Source organism: Geodermatophilus sp. TF02-6 (assembly GCF_003319115.1).
Taxonomy (GTDB): Bacteria; Actinomycetota; Actinomycetes; order Mycobacteriales; family Geodermatophilaceae; genus Geodermatophilus.
Genome location: NZ_QOHF01000001.1, coordinates 231,731 through 247,311 on the forward strand (window position 1 = coordinate 231,731; position 15,581 = coordinate 247,311).

General features: G+C 75.4%; 16 protein-coding genes and 1 pseudogene. 6 read left to right on the plus strand and 11 right to left on the minus strand.

What is annotated here, in order from left to right:
• Nucleotides 1-188 precede the first annotated feature (188 nt).
• Complete coding sequence (locus tag DQ238_RS01115) at nucleotides 189-764, plus strand: PadR family transcriptional regulator (protein WP_199506053.1); 576 nt, start codon at nucleotides 189-191, stop codon at nucleotides 762-764.
• 203 nt (nucleotides 765-967) lie between these two features.
• Nucleotides 968-1,195, plus strand: a complete 228-nt coding sequence (locus DQ238_RS01120; RefSeq protein ID WP_113779454.1) for a hypothetical protein — start codon at nucleotides 968-970, stop codon at nucleotides 1,193-1,195.
• An 82-nt stretch (nucleotides 1,196-1,277) separates the two neighbouring features.
• On the opposite strand, the gene lon is transcribed toward DQ238_RS01120, so the two are convergent.
• Together lon and DQ238_RS01130 are read right to left on the minus strand one after the other, a co-directional pair.
• Entirely contained in the window at nucleotides 1,278-3,608 is a 2,331-nt protein-coding gene (gene lon, locus DQ238_RS01125; protein ID WP_113779455.1) for an endopeptidase La, read from the minus strand.
• Between the two features lie 100 nt (nucleotides 3,609-3,708).
• Nucleotides 3,709-3,888: a hypothetical protein gene (locus tag DQ238_RS01130; protein ID WP_113779456.1), complete on the minus strand. Its 180-nt coding sequence runs from the start codon at nucleotides 3,886-3,888 to the stop codon at nucleotides 3,709-3,711.
• Between the two features lie 2 nt (nucleotides 3,889-3,890).
• On the opposite strand from DQ238_RS01130, the gene DQ238_RS01135 reads away from it, so the two are divergent.
• Nucleotides 3,891-5,387: a carboxylesterase/lipase family protein gene (locus tag DQ238_RS01135; RefSeq protein WP_113779457.1), complete on the plus strand. Its 1,497-nt coding sequence runs from the start codon at nucleotides 3,891-3,893 to the stop codon at nucleotides 5,385-5,387.
• A gap of 102 nt (nucleotides 5,388-5,489) precedes the next feature.
• Here the strand turns inward: DQ238_RS01135 and DQ238_RS24315 are convergent.
• The 3 genes and pseudogenes from DQ238_RS24315 to DQ238_RS01145 all read right to left on the minus strand — a co-directional run.
• A pseudogene (locus tag DQ238_RS24315) lies at nucleotides 5,490-5,954 on the minus strand (SDR family NAD(P)-dependent oxidoreductase); the annotation flags it as partial.
• Nucleotides 5,951-6,100, minus strand: coding sequence for a hypothetical protein (locus tag DQ238_RS23450; RefSeq protein WP_233495609.1), 150 nt, complete (start codon nucleotides 6,098-6,100; stop codon nucleotides 5,951-5,953). The gene DQ238_RS23450 and the pseudogene DQ238_RS24315, both read right to left, overlap by 4 nt.
• Nucleotides 6,101-6,139: 39 nt before the next feature.
• Nucleotides 6,140-7,192: an NAD(P)-dependent alcohol dehydrogenase gene (locus tag DQ238_RS01145; RefSeq protein ID WP_113779637.1), complete on the minus strand. Its 1,053-nt coding sequence runs from the start codon at nucleotides 7,190-7,192 to the stop codon at nucleotides 6,140-6,142.
• 171 nt (nucleotides 7,193-7,363) lie between these two features.
• Here DQ238_RS01145 and DQ238_RS01150 point away from each other — a divergent pair, with 171 nt between their 5' ends.
• Both DQ238_RS01150 and DQ238_RS01155 read left to right on the plus strand, forming a co-directional pair.
• The gene (locus DQ238_RS01150; protein ID WP_113779458.1) at nucleotides 7,364-7,852 is read left to right on the plus strand and encodes an ABC transporter substrate-binding protein; all 489 of its coding nucleotides are present in this window, start codon (nucleotides 7,364-7,366) and stop codon (nucleotides 7,850-7,852) included.
• Nucleotides 7,853-8,965 (plus strand): ABC transporter substrate-binding protein, encoded by a 1,113-nt coding sequence (locus DQ238_RS01155; RefSeq protein ID WP_113779459.1) that lies wholly within the window; start codon nucleotides 7,853-7,855, stop codon nucleotides 8,963-8,965.
• Nucleotides 8,966-9,025: 60 nt separating this feature from the next.
• Here the strand turns inward: DQ238_RS01155 and DQ238_RS01160 are convergent, their stop codons facing one another.
• From DQ238_RS01160 to DQ238_RS01175, 5 genes are all read right to left on the minus strand, one after another.
• On the minus strand, nucleotides 9,026-10,132 hold the full coding sequence (locus DQ238_RS01160) for a major royal jelly family protein (RefSeq protein ID WP_233495610.1): 1,107 nt from the start codon (nucleotides 10,130-10,132) through the stop codon (nucleotides 9,026-9,028).
• Complete coding sequence (locus tag DQ238_RS22630) at nucleotides 10,129-10,296, minus strand: hypothetical protein (RefSeq protein ID WP_158550676.1); 168 nt, start codon at nucleotides 10,294-10,296, stop codon at nucleotides 10,129-10,131. Before DQ238_RS22630 ends, DQ238_RS01160 begins: the two co-directional genes overlap by 4 nt.
• A gap of 87 nt (nucleotides 10,297-10,383) precedes the next feature.
• Nucleotides 10,384-10,986, minus strand: coding sequence for a DedA family protein (locus DQ238_RS01165; protein WP_233495611.1), 603 nt, complete (start codon nucleotides 10,984-10,986; stop codon nucleotides 10,384-10,386).
• 60 nt (nucleotides 10,987-11,046) lie between these two features.
• Nucleotides 11,047-12,528: an SLC13 family permease gene (locus DQ238_RS01170; protein ID WP_113779460.1), complete on the minus strand. Its 1,482-nt coding sequence runs from the start codon at nucleotides 12,526-12,528 to the stop codon at nucleotides 11,047-11,049.
• Nucleotides 12,525-13,097, minus strand: a complete 573-nt coding sequence (locus tag DQ238_RS01175) for a gluconokinase (RefSeq protein WP_113779461.1) — start codon at nucleotides 13,095-13,097, stop codon at nucleotides 12,525-12,527. Before DQ238_RS01175 ends, DQ238_RS01170 begins: the two co-directional genes overlap by 4 nt.
• A 115-nt stretch (nucleotides 13,098-13,212) precedes the next feature.
• Between DQ238_RS01175 and DQ238_RS01180 the strand changes: the two genes are divergently transcribed.
• The gene (locus DQ238_RS01180) at nucleotides 13,213-14,670 is read left to right on the plus strand and encodes a DUF2252 domain-containing protein (RefSeq protein WP_113779462.1); all 1,458 of its coding nucleotides are present in this window, start codon (nucleotides 13,213-13,215) and stop codon (nucleotides 14,668-14,670) included.
• 22 nt (nucleotides 14,671-14,692) lie between these two features.
• On the opposite strand, the gene DQ238_RS01185 is transcribed toward DQ238_RS01180, so the two are convergent.
• Nucleotides 14,693-15,544 (minus strand): alpha/beta fold hydrolase, encoded by an 852-nt coding sequence (locus DQ238_RS01185; protein ID WP_113779640.1) that lies wholly within the window; start codon nucleotides 15,542-15,544, stop codon nucleotides 14,693-14,695.
• Nucleotides 15,545-15,581 lie beyond the last annotated feature (37 nt).

Consider the following 15,581-nt stretch of genomic DNA (forward strand, 5'->3'; position numbering starts at 1 on the left):
CTCCGCAGCGATCGTCCTCCACGGTGCTCCTCCCGTCCGATCCGGAGCACCACCGTGGCGGCCCGGGCTGGGGCGGACCCGGAGGGTGGCTGTGCGTCTGCTGTATGCCGCCCGGCTTCCACGGCACCGCTCGACACGGGCTCCTAACGATGTATCGTTACTGTCATCCGATACGTCAGGAGGATCCCATGCACCCCTTCCGCGACCGCGAGGGCCGGCACCCCGGCCAGCGTCTCCACCACCCCCGCCACGGCCGCCCGGGGCCGGTCGAGGGCGGTCCGCCCCACCACCGCCGCGGCAGCCGGGGCCGAGCCCCCCGCGGCGACGTCCGCGCCGCCGTCCTGCTGCTGCTCGCCGAGCAGCCGATGCACGGCTACCAGCTCATGCAGACCATCGCCGAGCGCAGCGGCGGGCGCTGGACGCCCAGCCCCGGCGCGATCTACCCGACGATCAGCCAGTTGGAGGACGAGGGCCTGGTCTCCGTGACCGCGGACGCCGGCCGCAAGCTCGTCACGCTGACCGACGCCGGCCGCCAGCAGGTCGAGGTCGGCCGCGACTCATGGGCCGATCCGTTCGCCGGCCGCGAGGGCGCCGGGTCCGAGCCCGACCTGCGCGGGCTGCTGATGGGCCTGCCCGGCGCCGTCCGGGAGATCTCGCGCACCGGCACCGACGCGCAGCGCGCCGCCGCGGCCGACATCCTCAACGACACCCGTCGCAGGCTCTACCTGCTGCTCGCCGACGGGCCGCAGACCCCCGGCGCCTGACCCGCCACCGACCGGCGGCGGGGTCCGCCCTCCGGACCCCGCCGGAGGGAGGCCGCACGCGACCGGACCCGTCGCGCGCAACCGATTCCGTACCACGTGGTTCCGTATACCGAGAGCGACGGCGCGCCCAGGCGGCGTTGACGCTCGGGATGGGGACTGATCGGGTGCTCGGAACGGACGGCGGAGGACTTGGGGGACGCGGTATGCCGGTGTGGACGGTGCAGGTCGCGGGCGGCGAGCACGAGCGGGTCGAGGCCTGGGGGCTGGCCACGGAGGCCGGGGCGCTGGTCGCCCTCTCCGAGGACGGCGTGCTGGTGCGAGCCTGGGCACCCGGTCAGTGGTGGACGGTCCGGCACCTCGGGGAGTCCAGCGCCCATCCGGTGGGCCGCTCCAACGGGACGAACGTGCTGGTCGGGCTGCCACAGGTGTGACCTCCGGCCGGCGCGCGAGCGCCACCGGCCCGGGCACGTCCGCGGGAGGTGCAGCGTGTGCACCTCCCGCGGACGTGCGCTCTCAGGCGGCGATCGCCTGGAGGGGAGCGGCGTCCTCCCGCGCGGGCTCGAGGGCCGCCGCGACCAGGTCGGTGACGTCGCCCACCAGGTGCACGGTGAGCCGCTCCCGCACCTCGGCGGGGACGTCGTCCAGGTCGGGCTCGTTGCGGGCGGGCAGGAACACGGTGGACAGGCCCGCCCGGTCGGCGGCGAGCAGCTTCTGCTTCACCCCGCCGATGGGCAGCACCCGGCCGGACAGCGTGACCTCGCCGGTCATCCCGACGTCGGCCCGCACCGGCCGCCCCGAGGCGAGCGACGCCAGCGCGGTCACCATCGTCACGCCCGCGCTCGGCCCGTCCTTGGGCACCGCGCCGGCCGGCACGTGCAGGTGCAGCCGCTTCTGCAGCACCGCCGGGTCGGCGCCGAGCCGCGCGGCGGAGCCGCGGACGTAGGACAGCGCGATCTGCGCCGACTCCTTCATCACGTCCCCGAGCTGGCCGGTCACGGTCAGCCCCGGCTCCCCGTCGACGGCGGTCACCTCGATGAACAGGACGTCGCCACCGGTGCCGGTCACCGCCAGACCGGTCGCCACGCCGGGGACGGCGGTGCGCTCGGCGGCCTCGGGGGTGAAGCGCGGCCGGCCCAGGTAGGTGCGCAGGTCGGCCGCGGTCACGCGCAGCGGCGCGGCCGTCGGGTCGGTGGCCAGCGTCGCCTTGCGCAGGATCCGGGCCAGCGCCCGGTCCAGCTGGCGCACGCCGGCCTCGCGGGTGTGCTCGGCGGCGATCACCCGCAGCGCCTCGTCGTCCACCGTCACCTCCGCAGGCGTCAGCGCGGCCCGCTCCAGCTGGCGCGGGAGCAGGTGGTCGCGGGCGATGGCGACCTTCTCGTCCTCGGTGTAGCCGTCGAGCGCGATCAGCTCCATCCGGTCGAGCAGTGCCTGCGGGATGGCGTCGACGACGTTGGCGGTGGCGAGGAACAGCACGTCGGACAGGTCGAGGTCCAGGTCCAGGTAGTGGTCGCGGAACGTGTGGTTCTGCTCCGGGTCCAGGACCTCCAGCAGCGCGGCCGCGGGGTCGCCGCGGTAGTCGCTGCCCACCTTGTCGATCTCGTCGAGCAGCACCACCGGGTTCATCGACCCGGCCTCGCGGATCGCCCGCACGATGCGGCCGGGCAGCGCGCCGACGTAGGTGCGCCGGTGGCCGCGGATCTCGGCCTCGTCGCGCACGCCGCCCAGCGCCACCCGGACGAACCGGCGGCCCAGCGCCCGCGCGACCGACTCGCCGAGGCTGGTCTTGCCGACACCGGGCGGGCCGACGAGGACCAGCACGGCCCCCGAGCCCCGGCCGCCCACCGCCGTCAGGCCGCGGCCGGCGCGCCGGGCCCGCACGGCGAGGTGTTCCACCACGCGGTCCTTGACGTCGTCGAGACCGGTGTGGTCGGCGTCGAGCACCGCGCGGGCGGCGACGACGTCGTCGTCGTCGGGCGTGCGCACCGACCACGGCAGGTCCAGGACGGTGTCCAGCCAGGTGCGGATCCAGCCGCCCTCGGGGCTCTGCTCGCTGGTCGCCTCCAGCCGGTCGACCTCGCGCAGCGCGGCCGCGCGGACCTCCCCGGGCAGCTCGGCGGCCTCGACCCGGGCGCGGTGGTCGGTGCCGGGGTCGGCGTCCTCACCGAGCTCCTTGCGGATCGCGGCGAGCTGCTGGCGCAGCAGGAACTCCCGCTGGGACCTCTCCATGCCCTCGCGGACGTCGCTCTGGATCTTCTCCGAGACCTGCATCTCGGCGATGTGCGCGTGCACCCACGCGATCAGCCGTTCCAGCCGGGCGTCGACGTCGGCGGTCTCGAGCAGCTGGAGCTTCTGCCGGGCGTCGAGGTAGGGGGCGTAGCCGGCCAGGTCGGCCAGGACGCCGGGGTCGGTCGTGCGCGAGACGGTGTCGATGGTCTGCCAGTTGCCGCGGGTCTGCAGCACGGAGACGACGAGCTTCTTGTACTCGGCGGCCAGCTCGGCGGTGCGGCCGGTGGCCGGGGTGCCGTCGACGGGCGTGGCCTCCACCCACAGCGCGGCGCCGGCGCCGGGCACGCCGGTGCCGATGCGCGCGCGCCCGGTGGCGCGGACGACCGCGGCCGGCTCGCCGGTGGGCAGCCGCCCGACCTGCTGCAGCGTGGCGAGGACGCCGGAGCCGCTGTACACGCCGTCGAGGCGCGGGACCACCAGCAGCCGCGACCCGGCCGAGGCCTGGGCGGCGTCGACCGCGGCCTGCGCCTCGGGATCGAGGGTGACCGGCAGGACCATGCCGGGGAGGAGGACGTCGTCGTTGAGGGGGAGGACCGGGAGCCGGATCCCTTCTGCCATGTCTGTCACTTCCTGAGGTCGAGCGATCTCCACTCAACCCAGGTGCGTGCCCGGCACTTCCCGGGAGGGCCGCCGCTTCGCCCACAGCGCAACCGCGGGGTCAGCCCGCCCGCTGCGCCGCCGACGCCACCACCTCCGGAGGAATCTCCTCGAGCGGGCCGACGACGGCCGTGGCGAGCGCCGGGGCGCCCCCAGCACGGAGGAAGGCGGCACCGGGGACGGCGACGACGCCGAGGCCGGCCCGGGCGCCGGTCGTGCGAGCGGGCGCTATGTTGCGCACCCATGGCCCCTGAACCCCTCGTCCGGACGACCAGCGGCACGGTCCGGGGAACGATCCGCGACGGCGTGCACGCCTTCCTCGGCATCCCCTACGCGGCGCCGCCGTTCGGCCCGCGCCGGTTCGCCGCGCCGGCGCCCCCGGAGCCGTGGGACGGCGTCCGCCCGGCCACCGGGTACGGCCCGACGGCGCCCAAGCCGCCCTACGCCCCGCCGTACGACGTGCTGCTGCCCGAGCCGCAGATCCCCGGTGAGGACTGCCTGAACCTCAACGTCTGGACCCCGGACCCGGGCGCCTCGGGGCTGCCGGTGTTCGTCTGGGTCCACGGCGGGGCTTTCGTCAACGGCTCCGGCGCCGTCCCGGTCTACGACGGGGCGACCTTCGCCCGCGACGGCGTGGTGTGCGTGACGCTCAACTACCGGCTGGGCGTCGACGGCTTCCTGCACTTCGCCGACGACGGGCCGGCCAACCGCGGCCTGCTCGACCAGGTGGCCGCGCTGCGCTGGGTGCAGGAGAACGTGGCCGCCTTCGGGGGCGACCCGGCGCGGGTCACCGTCGGCGGCGAGTCGGCCGGCGGGATGAGCGTCGGGTGCCTGCTGGCGATGCCGTCGGCGCGGGGGCTGTTCGCGCAGGCGGTGCTGCAGAGCGGTGCCGGCCACCACGCGTTGAGCACCGGGACGGCGACCCGGATCGGCGGCTACGTGGCCGAGCGACTCGGCCGGCCGGCGGAGCGGGAGGCGCTGGCGCAGGTGCCGGTCGACGAGCTGGTCGCCGCCCAGCAGGCGGTCGTCGCGGATGCGACGACCGTGCCCGACCCCGCCCGGTGGGGCGAGGTGACGGTGAACCTCATGCCGTTCGAGCCGGTGGTCGACGGCGAGGTGCTGCCGGACCTGCCGATCCGGCGGATCGCCGCCGGGTCGGCCCGCGACGTCGCCGTCCTGGTCGGCGCCAACCGCGACGAGCAGCGGCTGTTCCTGGTGCCCAACGGCCTGATCGACCTGGTGACCGACCAGCTGGTGCAGATGGCGGTCGCCGGCTACGGCGCGCCGGTGGCCGAGACCCTCGAGGTCTACGGCCGGGGGCGGCCCGGCGCCACGCCCGGCGAGCTGCTGGCCGACGTCGCCACCGACTGGTTCTTCCGGATCCCGGCGCTCCGGGTTGCCGAGGCGCAAGCCGAAGAGGGCGCCGGCGCGTGGGTGTACGAGTTCTCCTGGCCGTCCCCGCAGTACGGCGGCCGGCTGGGCGCCTGCCACGCCCTCGAGCTCGGCTTCACCTTCGACACCCTGGCGCTGGAGGCGCACGGCGCCCTGATGGGCCCGGCGGCGCCCCAGGCCCTCGCCGACGAGGTGCACGGCGCCTGGGTGCGCTTCGTCCGGGACGGCGACCCGGGCTGGGCGCCCTACGACCTCGACCGGCGCCCGGTGCAGGACTTCGGCGAGCAGGTGCGGCTGGACGACGACCCGCGGGCGGAGCAGCGGACGCTCTGGGACGGCGTCCGCTGACCCCGGGGCCGCACGAGGCGGCGTCAGTACATGACCAGGCCGGCGGAGACGTTGAGGTCCTCCCCCGTGACGCCGGCCGCCCGCGACGACCCGGTTCACCAGCGGTCGCTTGCCGGTCGCCGAGCCGATGACCACCACCGACCCCGAGCCGCGGGCGATCATGCCGGGCAGGAACGCCTTGCAGGCCAGCATCGTGCCGGTGACGTTGACCCGGAAGGTGTCCTCCCACTCCTCCAGCGGCATCTCCACCACCGGGGCGCTGGGCCCGCCCACCCCGGAGTTGTCGACCAGCACGTCGACCCGGCCGAACTCCGCGTCGGCCGCCCGTGCCGCGGCGTCGATCGAGGCCGGGTCGCGCAGGTCCACGGGCACGACCACGGCCCGCCGTCCGGCGGCCCGGACCTGCTCGGCGACCTCCGCCATGGGTCCGGTCGAGCGGGCGGCGAGGACGACGTCGGCGCCCTCGGCGGCCGGCCGCAGGGTGATCGCCCGGCCGATGCCGGTGCCCGCGCCGGTCACCACGGCGACCGAACCGTCGAGCAGGCCGGCTCCCCTCGAGGCGGTCACGTCACGGCGGCGGGGTCCACCGGCGAGCCGGCGGCACCGGTGACGGGCAGCGGGACGGCGGAGAAGAAGAACTCGTGGACGCCGTCCTCGGCGCCGTCGCGGCCGATGGCCTCCAGGTCCCAGATCTCGCCGAACGGTGTGCCCATGCGGTGAACACGGCGGTCTCCTGGGCTGGGACGGGCGGTTCAGGTCTCGTTGGGCACGAGGATGCCGCGGCCGATCACGCGACCCTCGTCCAGCGCGTGGAGGGCGTCGTTGACGCCCTCGAGCGGGAAGGTGGTCGAGGTCAGCTCGACCCGGCCCTTCTCGGTGAGCTTCACCAACTCCACCAGCTCGTTGTACGGGCCGACGATGCAGGAGACGAAGCTGGTCTCGGGGAACAGCCCCTCCTCGAGGATCTTGACCTGCAGCGTGCCGCCGTAGCCGACGAGGAAGTCGACGCCGTTGGCGGCCAGCAGCTCGACGGCGTCGCGCTCGGCTCCTCCCTCGCCGACGTAGTCGATGACCACGTTGGCGCCGAGCCCCTCGGTGAGGTCGCGCACCTCCGCCACGTGGGAGCGGTCCTCGCGGGACGCGACGACGTGGTCGGCGCCCCAGCCGCGGGCGTGCTCGAGCGCCGCGGGGTTGCGGTCGACGACGATGATCTCGGTGGCGGTCATCGCCCGCAGGCACTGGATGCCGATGTGGCCGAGCCCGCCCGCGCCCAGGACGACGGTGTAGGAGCCGGGGACCGCGTGCGGGACGGCCTTCTTCACCGCGTGGTAGGCGGTGAGCCCGGCGTCGCTGAGCGGGGCGACGTCGACCGGGGTGAGGTTCTCCGGCAGCGGCACCACCGCGCGCGCGTTGGTGCGGACGTACTCGGCGAAGCCCCCGGGGGAGTCGATGCCGGGGAAGAAGCTGCTGGTGCAGTGCATGTCGTCGCCGGCACGGCAGGCGTGGCAGTAGCCGCAGGTGGCCAGGTCGTGCAGGAGCACCGGCTGGCCGACCGACAGGTGCGACGCGCCCGGGCCGACCTCGGCGATCCAGCCGGCGTTCTCGTGGCCGCAGACGAACGGCAGGCCGGTGCCGGCCGCCTTCCACATCTCGGCGAACTGCCCGTCCCAGATGTGGATGTCGGTGCGGCAGAAGCCGGCGGCCCCCACCCGGACGATGACGTCGCTCGGCGCGGTGATCTGCGGATCCGGGACGGTGTCGACGACGAAGTCCTCGTGGAAGTCCGTCAGCAGCGCAGCCTTCATGGGGACCCTCTTCTCGGGCGACCGGGGTCCGTGCAGCATGCTGCGCGCCATCTTGTGGTGTCAATCACACCGCTGCCGGCCACACCGCTGCCAGCGGTCGGACTCCGGCGGCCGGCGTCCCCGGGTCGGCGTCCCCGGGTCGGCGTCCCCGGAGCGGGGTACCGGCCGGGGATGCCGAGGACGAGTCGGGCGCGACGCGCGCCGCGCGGCGTGCTGCGGGTGGTGGACCCCAGCCCGCTGAACTGGCTGTACACCACGTACAACACCGTGGAGGAGCCCGTCCGGGTCACCCACCGGGGCAAGGTGCGCCCGGCGGCGATGAGCCGCTACCGGTGGCGGGACGGCGGGCGGACGCTGGAGATCCGGGTGCGCCGCGGGGAGCGCTTCGCCGACGGCACCCCGCTGACCACCGACTCCGTGCGCCGGGCCGCCGAGGAGCAGTTCCGCTGGCAGGCTCCGCACCCGCCCGGCACCCACTTCAACATCGACCCGCGCACCCGCGTCGAGGTCGTCGACGACCGCACCGTGCGGCTGCACCTGCCGGAGGTCGACGGGCTGGCGCTGGGCAAGCTGCGGGCCACGCACGTGATGAGCGAGCGGTTCTGGCGCGACCTCGGCTTCGGCTACGCGCGGAAGGGGTCCGGCGAGGGGCACTGGTAGGTGATCGACGAGCCGGGGCCGTGGGCCTCGGGGGCCTTCACCCTCGTCGAGGGGTACTCCCGCATCGACACCGAGCCGGTCGTCACCGACGGCGACGACCGCACCTGGCTGCAGACCGAGCACCGCACCCCCACGGTGCGGCTGCGGGCCAACCCGCGCTACTGGGACCGGGCCCGTGGACCCCGGGTGGCCGAGGTGGAGTTCCGCAGCGACGTCGACCCCGACCGGGCTCTGGACCTGGTCTGCGACACCGTCGGCGAGGTCGACGTCGTCACCGAGGTGCCGCACGCCCGGGCCGACCGGGTGCGCCACTCACGGCACGCCCGGCTGGTGGCGGTCGACGCCGTCCGCGTGCTCGCCGGGGCGATCGACCGCGGCGCCGAGGGGCTGCCGCTGGCCGACGTCCGGGCCCGGCGGGCGCTCAACCTCGCCGTCGACCGGCGGGCTCTGGTCCGCGACGTCCTCGGCGGGCACGCCCGGCCGCTGGCCGGGCTCACCCCGCCCACGCCGCTGACCGCTCTGCACCGTGCACCGGGGCGGCTGCGCTCCTACCCGCACGACCCGGGCGAGGCGGCCCGGCTCTGGCGCGCCGCCGGCGGAGCGGAGCGGCCGCTGCGGCTGGCCACCCTGGCGCCCTGGGAGGCGGTCGCGCACACCGTCGCCGCCCAGTGGCACACCGCCCTCGGCCTGGCCGTCGAGGTGACGGTGCTGCGCGGCGCGGACGCCGAGCGCGACGCGCGCCGCCGGCAGGCGGCGAAGCTGCCCCGCGACTGGGACGTGCTGGTGCTCGAGCAGGGCGCGCAGTCGGTCGACGTCCCGCCGCTGGAGCTGCACCGGGCCTTCGTCGGCCGCTCCGGCGAGTTCCGCGCCGGCCCGGTGGACCCGACCTTCGAGCGGCTGTTCGACCGGATCCGGATGCACACCTCGCAGCTGGGGCAGGTGCTGGCCGCCAACCGCGTCGACCGCCACGTGACCGGGCAGGCGCTCGCCCTCTTCCTCGTCGCGCCGCGGGTGCTCTACGCGGTCAACCGCGAGGTCGCCTTCCGCCCGTACGCGACCACGTTCGAGCTGGCCGACACCTCGACACGGCGCCGGCACTGGTCGCGGCGCTGAGAGTCGCGGCGCTGAGACCGGACCGGGGCGGAGCGTCCGCTGCCCCGCCCCGGTCGGACCTCAGCGCAGGCGGACCGGGCCCGCGTCGATCGGCGTCCGGAACAGCACGTAGGGCTTGCGCCGCTGGTCCTCTCCCCCGCGGTACTTCTCCTGCCGGTACAGCTGGTTGGCGGTGACGTAGAGGTGGCCGTCGGCGGCCACCGACATGGTGTCCGGCCACAGCAGCCGGGGGTCGTGGACGACGGTCTGCCACGTGCCGTCCGGCAGCCGCCGGTGAACCGCGTCGTGCTCGCCGTCGGTCACGTAGAGCCGGCCGGCGTCGTCGGTCTCCATCCCGTCGCCGACCGAGCCCTTGTCGCCCTCGTCGGTCACCGTCGCCGCCACCGCGTCGTCGTCCAGATCCCGGTCGACCAGGGCGTCGACCGGGACGCTCCACCACCGCCGGCTGGCCAGGCAGCAGTAGTACAGCCGGCTGCCGTCGGCGGCGATGGCGACGCCGTCGGCGCCCATCCGCACCGGCGCGGTGGTGCCGTCCGGCGAGCGCTCGCAGAAGTCCTGGCCCTCGACGACCATCCGCAGGTCGGGCGGCGTCTGCGCCTTGGTGCTCGGGTGCTCGTGCAGCCGCCGCCAGCTCTCCCCGGTCGCCAGGTCGACCACGATGATGCCGTTGGGCCCCTGGTCGGAGGAGTCGGTGATGAACGCCGTCCCCGCCGCACCGCGCCGCAGGTCGAAGCGGACGTCGTTGAGGTAGGTGGTCGGCAGCGCCACGTCGGTGGGGAACAGGATCGTCTGCACCACCTGGTCGCTGGCCAGGTCGACGCAGACCAGCTTCGGCCCGCCGTGCTCGGTGGGCTGGAACACCGGGCTGCCGGTGTCCAGGATCCACAGCCGGTCGGCCGGGTCGACGACGACGCTCTGCACCGAGACCAGCCGCTCGGGGTCGGCGTCGGACCGGTTGTCGTTGAGCTGCTGGTCGGGGAAGGCGACCACCTCGCCGTCGCGGATCTCGCCCACGGTGAACCCGACGTCGTCGCCCCACTTCGGGTAGCAGACGAACACCCGGCCGGTGTGCGAGACGCTGACGCCGGTGGGCATGGCGCCGTCGAAGAGGTGGACGACCTCGAGCTCGCCGAGCGGCTCGTCGGTCGCGATCCGGTCGCCGCTCACGCGCCGATCCCGGTGGAGGCGCGGGTGGAGTGGGAGATCTGGTCGACCAGCACGCGGCGGCCGCGGCCGGCCTCCAGGTGCTGGAACTGCCGCTCGACGACGGCGTGGTCGTCGGCGATCAGGTGGTCGATGTCGCCGGGCTGGGTCGGGTGGTCCAGGGCCACGGGGGCCTCCAGTCGTGGGACGGAGTCGGGTGCCGACGCCCTACCCACGGGCGGCGTGCCGCCGAACGCCTGCCCCGGCGGGGGTGCTCAGGCGGTCCGGCGGCGGGTGCGCAGCGCCTCGACGGCCACGGGCACCAGCGAGACCGCGACCACGCCCAGGACGAACAGCTCGACGTGGTCGCGGACGACGGCGACGTGGCCCAGCCAGTAGCCGAGGACGGTGACGCCCGCGGCCCAGACGACGCCGCCGACGACGGAGAGCAGCGCGAACCGGCGGAAGTCCATCCGGGCGACGCCGGCCATCACCGTGGCGAAGGTGCGCACGACGGGCACGAAGCGGGCCAGGAAGACGGTGCGGGCGCCGTGGCGCTCGAAGAACCGGCGGGCCCGCTCGACGTGCTGCGGCCGGAACAGCCGCGACCCCGGCCGGTCGAACACCGCCGGGCCGGCGCGGTGGCCGATCCACCAGCCGACCAGGTTGCCGGCGACGGCCGCGACCGGCAGCAGCACCACCAACACCCACAGCGGCGCGACCAGGCCGCCGGCGGCCAGCAGGCCGGTGGTGAACAGCAGGGAGTCGCCCGGGAGGAAGAAGCCCACCAGCAGGCCGCACTCGGCGAACAGGACGGCCATGACGCCGACCAGCCCGAAGGTGTCGATGAGGTGTCTCGGGTCGAGGAACGTGCTCACCGGCGCATTCTGGACAGACGGACCTGTGGATTCCCTGGACGCGCCCGCCGTCCCCCGTGGTCACACCACCGCGGCGAGCAACAGCACCCCGACGAGGCCGACGACGGAGATGATCGTCTCCATCACCGACCAGCTGGCGATGGTCTGGCCGACGGTCATCCCGAAGTACTCCTTGACCAGCCAGAAGCCGGCGTCGTTGACGTGGGAGAAGAACAGCGAGCCGGCACCGATGGCCAGCGCCAGCAGCGCCACCGTCGAGGCGTCCAGGCCCGCGGCCAGCGGCGAGACGATGCCCGCCGCGGTGATGGTGGCGACCGTCGCCGAGCCGGTGGCCAGCCGGATCCCCACCGCCACCAGCCAGCCGAGGACGAGCGGCGACAGGTTCGCGCCCTCCGCGGCGCTGGCGACGAGGTCGCCGACGCCGGCGTCGACGAGGACCTGCTTGAAGCCACCACCGGCCGCGACGATGAGCAGGATGCCGGCGATCGAGGGCAGCGACCCGCCGAGGACGGCGGAGATCTGGTCCCGGCCGTACCCGACGGCGACGCCCAGCGTGAACATCGACAGGACGACGCCGGCGAGCATCGCGACGACCGGGGTGCCGACGACGTCGAGCACCGAGCGCAGGCGGCCCTCGTCGAGGGTCAGCTCGCCGATGGCCCGCAGCAGCATGAGCAGCACCGGCAGCAGCACCGTCACGATCGTCGACCCCAGCGCCGGCTGCCGCCGCGGCCGGCCGGCGACCGTGTCCAGGGCATCGGCGTCCCGGGGGTCGTCCGCGCCGCCCGCCCCGGTCGCCGGCCGGCCGGCCGGGGTGGCCTCGTCGCCCACCCCCGTGTCGCCCACCCCCGTGTCGCCCACCCCCGCTCCGACCAGCTGCCGCGGCGACCCCAGCCGGATCCGGTCGCTGATGAAGGTGCCGAACACCGGGCCGGCCAGGATCACCGTGGGGACGGCGACGATGAGGCCGAAGAGCAGCGTGCGGCCGAGGTCGGCGCCGAGTGCGTCGATCGCCACCAACGGTCCGGGGTGCGGCGGCACCAGGCCGTGCAGCACGGAGAGCCCGGCCAGGGCGGGGATGCCGACCCGCAGCACCGGCAGCCGGCTGCGCTGCGCGGCGAGCAGCACGATCGGGACGAGCAGCACCACACCGACCTCGAAGAACAGCGGGATGCCGATCAGCGCCGCCACCCCGCCCATCACCCAGGGCAGCCGCCGCGGCGACACCCGGTCGACGAACCCGTTGACCACCCGGTCGGCTCCCCCGGACTCGGCGAGCATCCCGCCGATCATGGCGCCGAGGGCGATCAGCAGGCCCACGCCGCCGACGGTGGACCCGACGCCCGTGCTGAAGCTGTTGACGATGTCGGGAGCCGCCACCGCCGCCACCGCCCCCATCACCCCCGAGCCGAAGATCAGCGCGAGGAACGGGTGCACCCTCAGCCAGGTGATGAGCAGGACGACGGTGCCGATGCCGAGCAGGGCGGCGACGACGAGCTGGGCGTCGTTGTCGGTGTGGTCCACGGCGGCGAGCAGGGTCATGACGGGGCCTCCTGGGGTGGGAGGGTGCGGCCGCGTTCGCGGCGCAGCACGCGGAGCACGTCGTCGGCCACCTGCGCCGGGGCGGGGACGCCGGAGACCGTCCGCCCCGGCTCGTCGGCGGCCAGGGGTTCCAGGGTGGCCAGCTGGCTGTCCAGCAGGGACGGCGGCATGTAGTGGCCGGTGCGGCGCTCGATCCGGTCGCGGATGACCTCCGGGGAAGCCGCGACGTGGACGAACCAGACCGAGGGGTGGCCCGCGCGCAGCAGGTCGCGGTAGCTGCGCTTGAGCGCCGAGCAGGTGACCACGGCCGACTCCCCCGCGGCCTCCCGCTCGCCGATCCAGCCGGCCAGCCGGCGCAGCCAGGGCCAGCGGTCGTCGTCGTCCAGGGGCTGGCCCGAGCGCATCTTCGCCACGTTCTCCGGCGGGTGGAAGTCGTCGCCCTCGGCGAACGGCCAGCCCAGCCGGGCCACCAGCTCGTCCGCGACGGTCGACTTGCCCGACCCGGAGACGCCCATCACCACCAGCGTCGTCGTCGGAGCCGACCTGTCCGGGGCCTCCGCGGCTGCCATGGCCGGGACGTTAGGTCGGGGATCGGCGCACCGACAAGTCCGGGCGGCGGGGGACGGCCGCCGCAGCCGGCCGGTGCGGGTGCGGAGCTCCCGGGGCGGCTGCCAGGCTCGGGCCATGAGCGCTGCGCAGGACGTGCGACGAGGACACCCCGTGCTCGCATCGGCCGACGGCGACCAGTTCGCCTCCCTGCGGCGCGGCGCGTCGCCGCGGGCCGAGCGGTACGCGCTCGGCCGCCGGCTGCGCGGGCGGGTCCCGCGCAGCGCGCTCGGCGACTGGGCCGCCCCGCCCGGCCGCCCCGACGTCGCCGACCAGGTGGCCCGGTCCAACGAGGGCCGCCTGGCCCAGCTCGTCCCCGTGCGCGTCGGGCGGATGACCGCCTCCCCCTACGCCTTCCTCCGCGGCGCGGCGAACGTGCACGCCGACGACTTCGCCGCGCTGCCCGCCACCGGCATCACGCCGGTGGTCTGCGGCGACGCCCACCTGGGCAACTTCGGCTTCTACGCCTCCCCGGAGCGGGACCTGGTCTTCGACCTCAACGACTTCGACGAGGCGCACCCCGGCGCCTGGGAGTGGGACCTGCGCCGGCTGGCCACCAGCGTCTGGGTGGCCGGCCGGCAGAACGGCTCCTCGGAGGACTCCTGCGCGCAGGCGGTGGCGCGCTGCGTCGCGCAGTACCGCGAACACATCGCCACCCTCGCCGAGCGGCCGCTGCTCGCCCGCTCCTTCGAGCGTCTCGACGTCGACCGGATGCTCCGCACGGCCGGCGACTCCGGGCTGCGCGCCGAGGTCGAGGACTCCGCCCGCCGGGCCCGCCGGCGCACCAGCGACCGGGCGTTGCCCCGGTTCACCGAGCAGCGCGGGGGTGCGCGCAGGATCGTCGAGGAGCCGCCGCTGACCACCCGGCCGCAGCCGGCCGAGGCCGACGCGCTGGCCCGGGCGCTGGACGGCTACCTGGCCACGCTGCCCTCGCACTGGGCCCGGGTGCTCGGCGGCTACCACCTCGTCGACATCGCGCACAAGGTGGTCGGGGTGGGCTCGGTCGGGCTGCGGGCATGGGTCGCCCTGTGCGAGGGCAGCAGCCCCGACGACGTGCTGTTCCTCCAGCTCAAGCAGGCCCGGCGCTCGGTGGTCGCGCCGTTCGTGCACGGCGACGCCGCCTGGCACGCCCACCAGGGGCAGCGGGTCGTGGAGTACCAGCAGGCGCTGCAGACGGTCAGCGACCCCCTGCTCGGCTGGACCACCGTGGACGACGTCCACCACGGCGGGGTCCACGACGGCGGGGTCCAGTACTACGTCCGCCAGTACCGGGACATGAAGGGCGCGATCACCGTCGACGGCATCGACGCGGCCGCGCTGGCCGACTACGCGGGCATCTGCGGCTACCTGCTGGCCAAGGGGCACGCCCGCACCAGCGGGGCATCGATGATCGCCGGCTACCTGGGAGGCGGCCGGCGGGTCCGGGAGGCGCTGTGCCGGTTCGCCCGCGCCTACGCCGACCAGACCGAGCGCGACCACGCCGCGCTGGTCGCCGCCGTCCGGCGCGGCGTCCTGCCGGCCGAGACCGGCGTCTGACCGGCCGACCCGGTGCCGCGGGTCAGACCGGGACGCGCCCGGTCAGCAGGCGCAGCTCCTCCAGCATCGCCTCGGGCTGCTCCAGCGGCAGGAAGTGCGACGCCGCGAACTCGCGGTACCGGGCGCCGGGGACCGCGCGGGCGGTGCTGCGCACGTCGGCGACGTCGACGAGCACGTCGTAGCGGCCGGCCAGGAAGGTCACCGGGCAACGCAGCGGCGACAGGTCGAGCGGAGCGTGGCCGGCGACCGCCACCGCCAGGTGCCGGAACCACCGCCAGTCGTGACCGGCGAACTCGCGCACCACCGTGGCCAGGCTCCGCAGCCGCGCGGTCTCCTCGGTCGACCGGGAGGCGGTCGCGAGCGACAGCAGGGGCTGCCACGGCTGCGCGCTGTCGAGCAGCAGCGGCAGCAGCGGCCCGACGAGCGGCAGCAGCCGGCTGCCGTGCCGCCCCGCCACGGCGCGCAGCCGGCGCGGCACGCCCATCGGCGCGAACAGCGACGAGAAGCTGCCGCCCGGCACCCCGGCGACGGCGAGCACGCCGCGCACCCGCGCCGGGTCCTCCAGGGCCAGCTCGAACGCCACGTTCACCCCCAGCGACCAGCCGACGACGACCGCCGAGTCCAGGCCGAAGGCGTCGAGGACCGCCCGGGCGTCGGCCACGTGGTCCTCGACCTGGACCCGGCCGGGGTCCCGGGGGCGCTCGGAGGCGCCGAGCCCACGGTGGTCCCAGGTGACGACGTGCACGGCGCCGGTGCGGGCGACGACGGCCGGCCAGGCGGCGGGGGAGGCCCCCAACCCGTTGCACAGCAGCACGGGGGTCCCGCTGCCGCCGTTGGACCAGGCGCTGACCAGCGTCCCGTCCGGGCTGCGCACCGGCACCGGACGCCCGAGGTGAGGACGACGGGGAATG

Bases quoted from the DNA above. Each gene is read 5' to 3' on its own strand.
- DQ238_RS01135 (WP_113779457.1), top strand. From the start codon at position 3,891: ATGGCCCCTGAACCCCTCGTCCGGACGACCAGCGGCACGGTCCGGGGA.
- DQ238_RS01180 (WP_113779462.1), top strand. From the start codon at position 13,213: ATGAGCGCTGCGCAGGACGTGCGACGAGGACACCCCGTGCTCGCATCG.
- DQ238_RS01150 (WP_113779458.1), top strand. From the start codon at position 7,364: ATGCCGAGGACGAGTCGGGCGCGACGCGCGCCGCGCGGCGTGCTGCGG.
- DQ238_RS01120 (WP_113779454.1), top strand. From the start codon at position 968: ATGCCGGTGTGGACGGTGCAGGTCGCGGGCGGCGAGCACGAGCGGGTC.
- DQ238_RS23450 (WP_233495609.1), bottom strand. From the start codon at position 6,100: ATGGGCACACCGTTCGGCGAGATCTGGGACCTGGAGGCCATCGGCCGC.
- DQ238_RS01115 (WP_199506053.1), top strand. From the start codon at position 189: ATGCACCCCTTCCGCGACCGCGAGGGCCGGCACCCCGGCCAGCGTCTC.
- DQ238_RS01170 (WP_113779460.1), bottom strand. From the start codon at position 12,528: ATGACCCTGCTCGCCGCCGTGGACCACACCGACAACGACGCCCAGCTC.
- DQ238_RS01145 (WP_113779637.1), bottom strand. From the start codon at position 7,192: ATGAAGGCTGCGCTGCTGACGGACTTCCACGAGGACTTCGTCGTCGAC.
- lon (WP_113779455.1), bottom strand. From the start codon at position 3,608: ATGGCAGAAGGGATCCGGCTCCCGGTCCTCCCCCTCAACGACGACGTC.
- DQ238_RS01175 (WP_113779461.1), bottom strand. From the start codon at position 13,097: ATGGCAGCCGCGGAGGCCCCGGACAGGTCGGCTCCGACGACGACGCTG.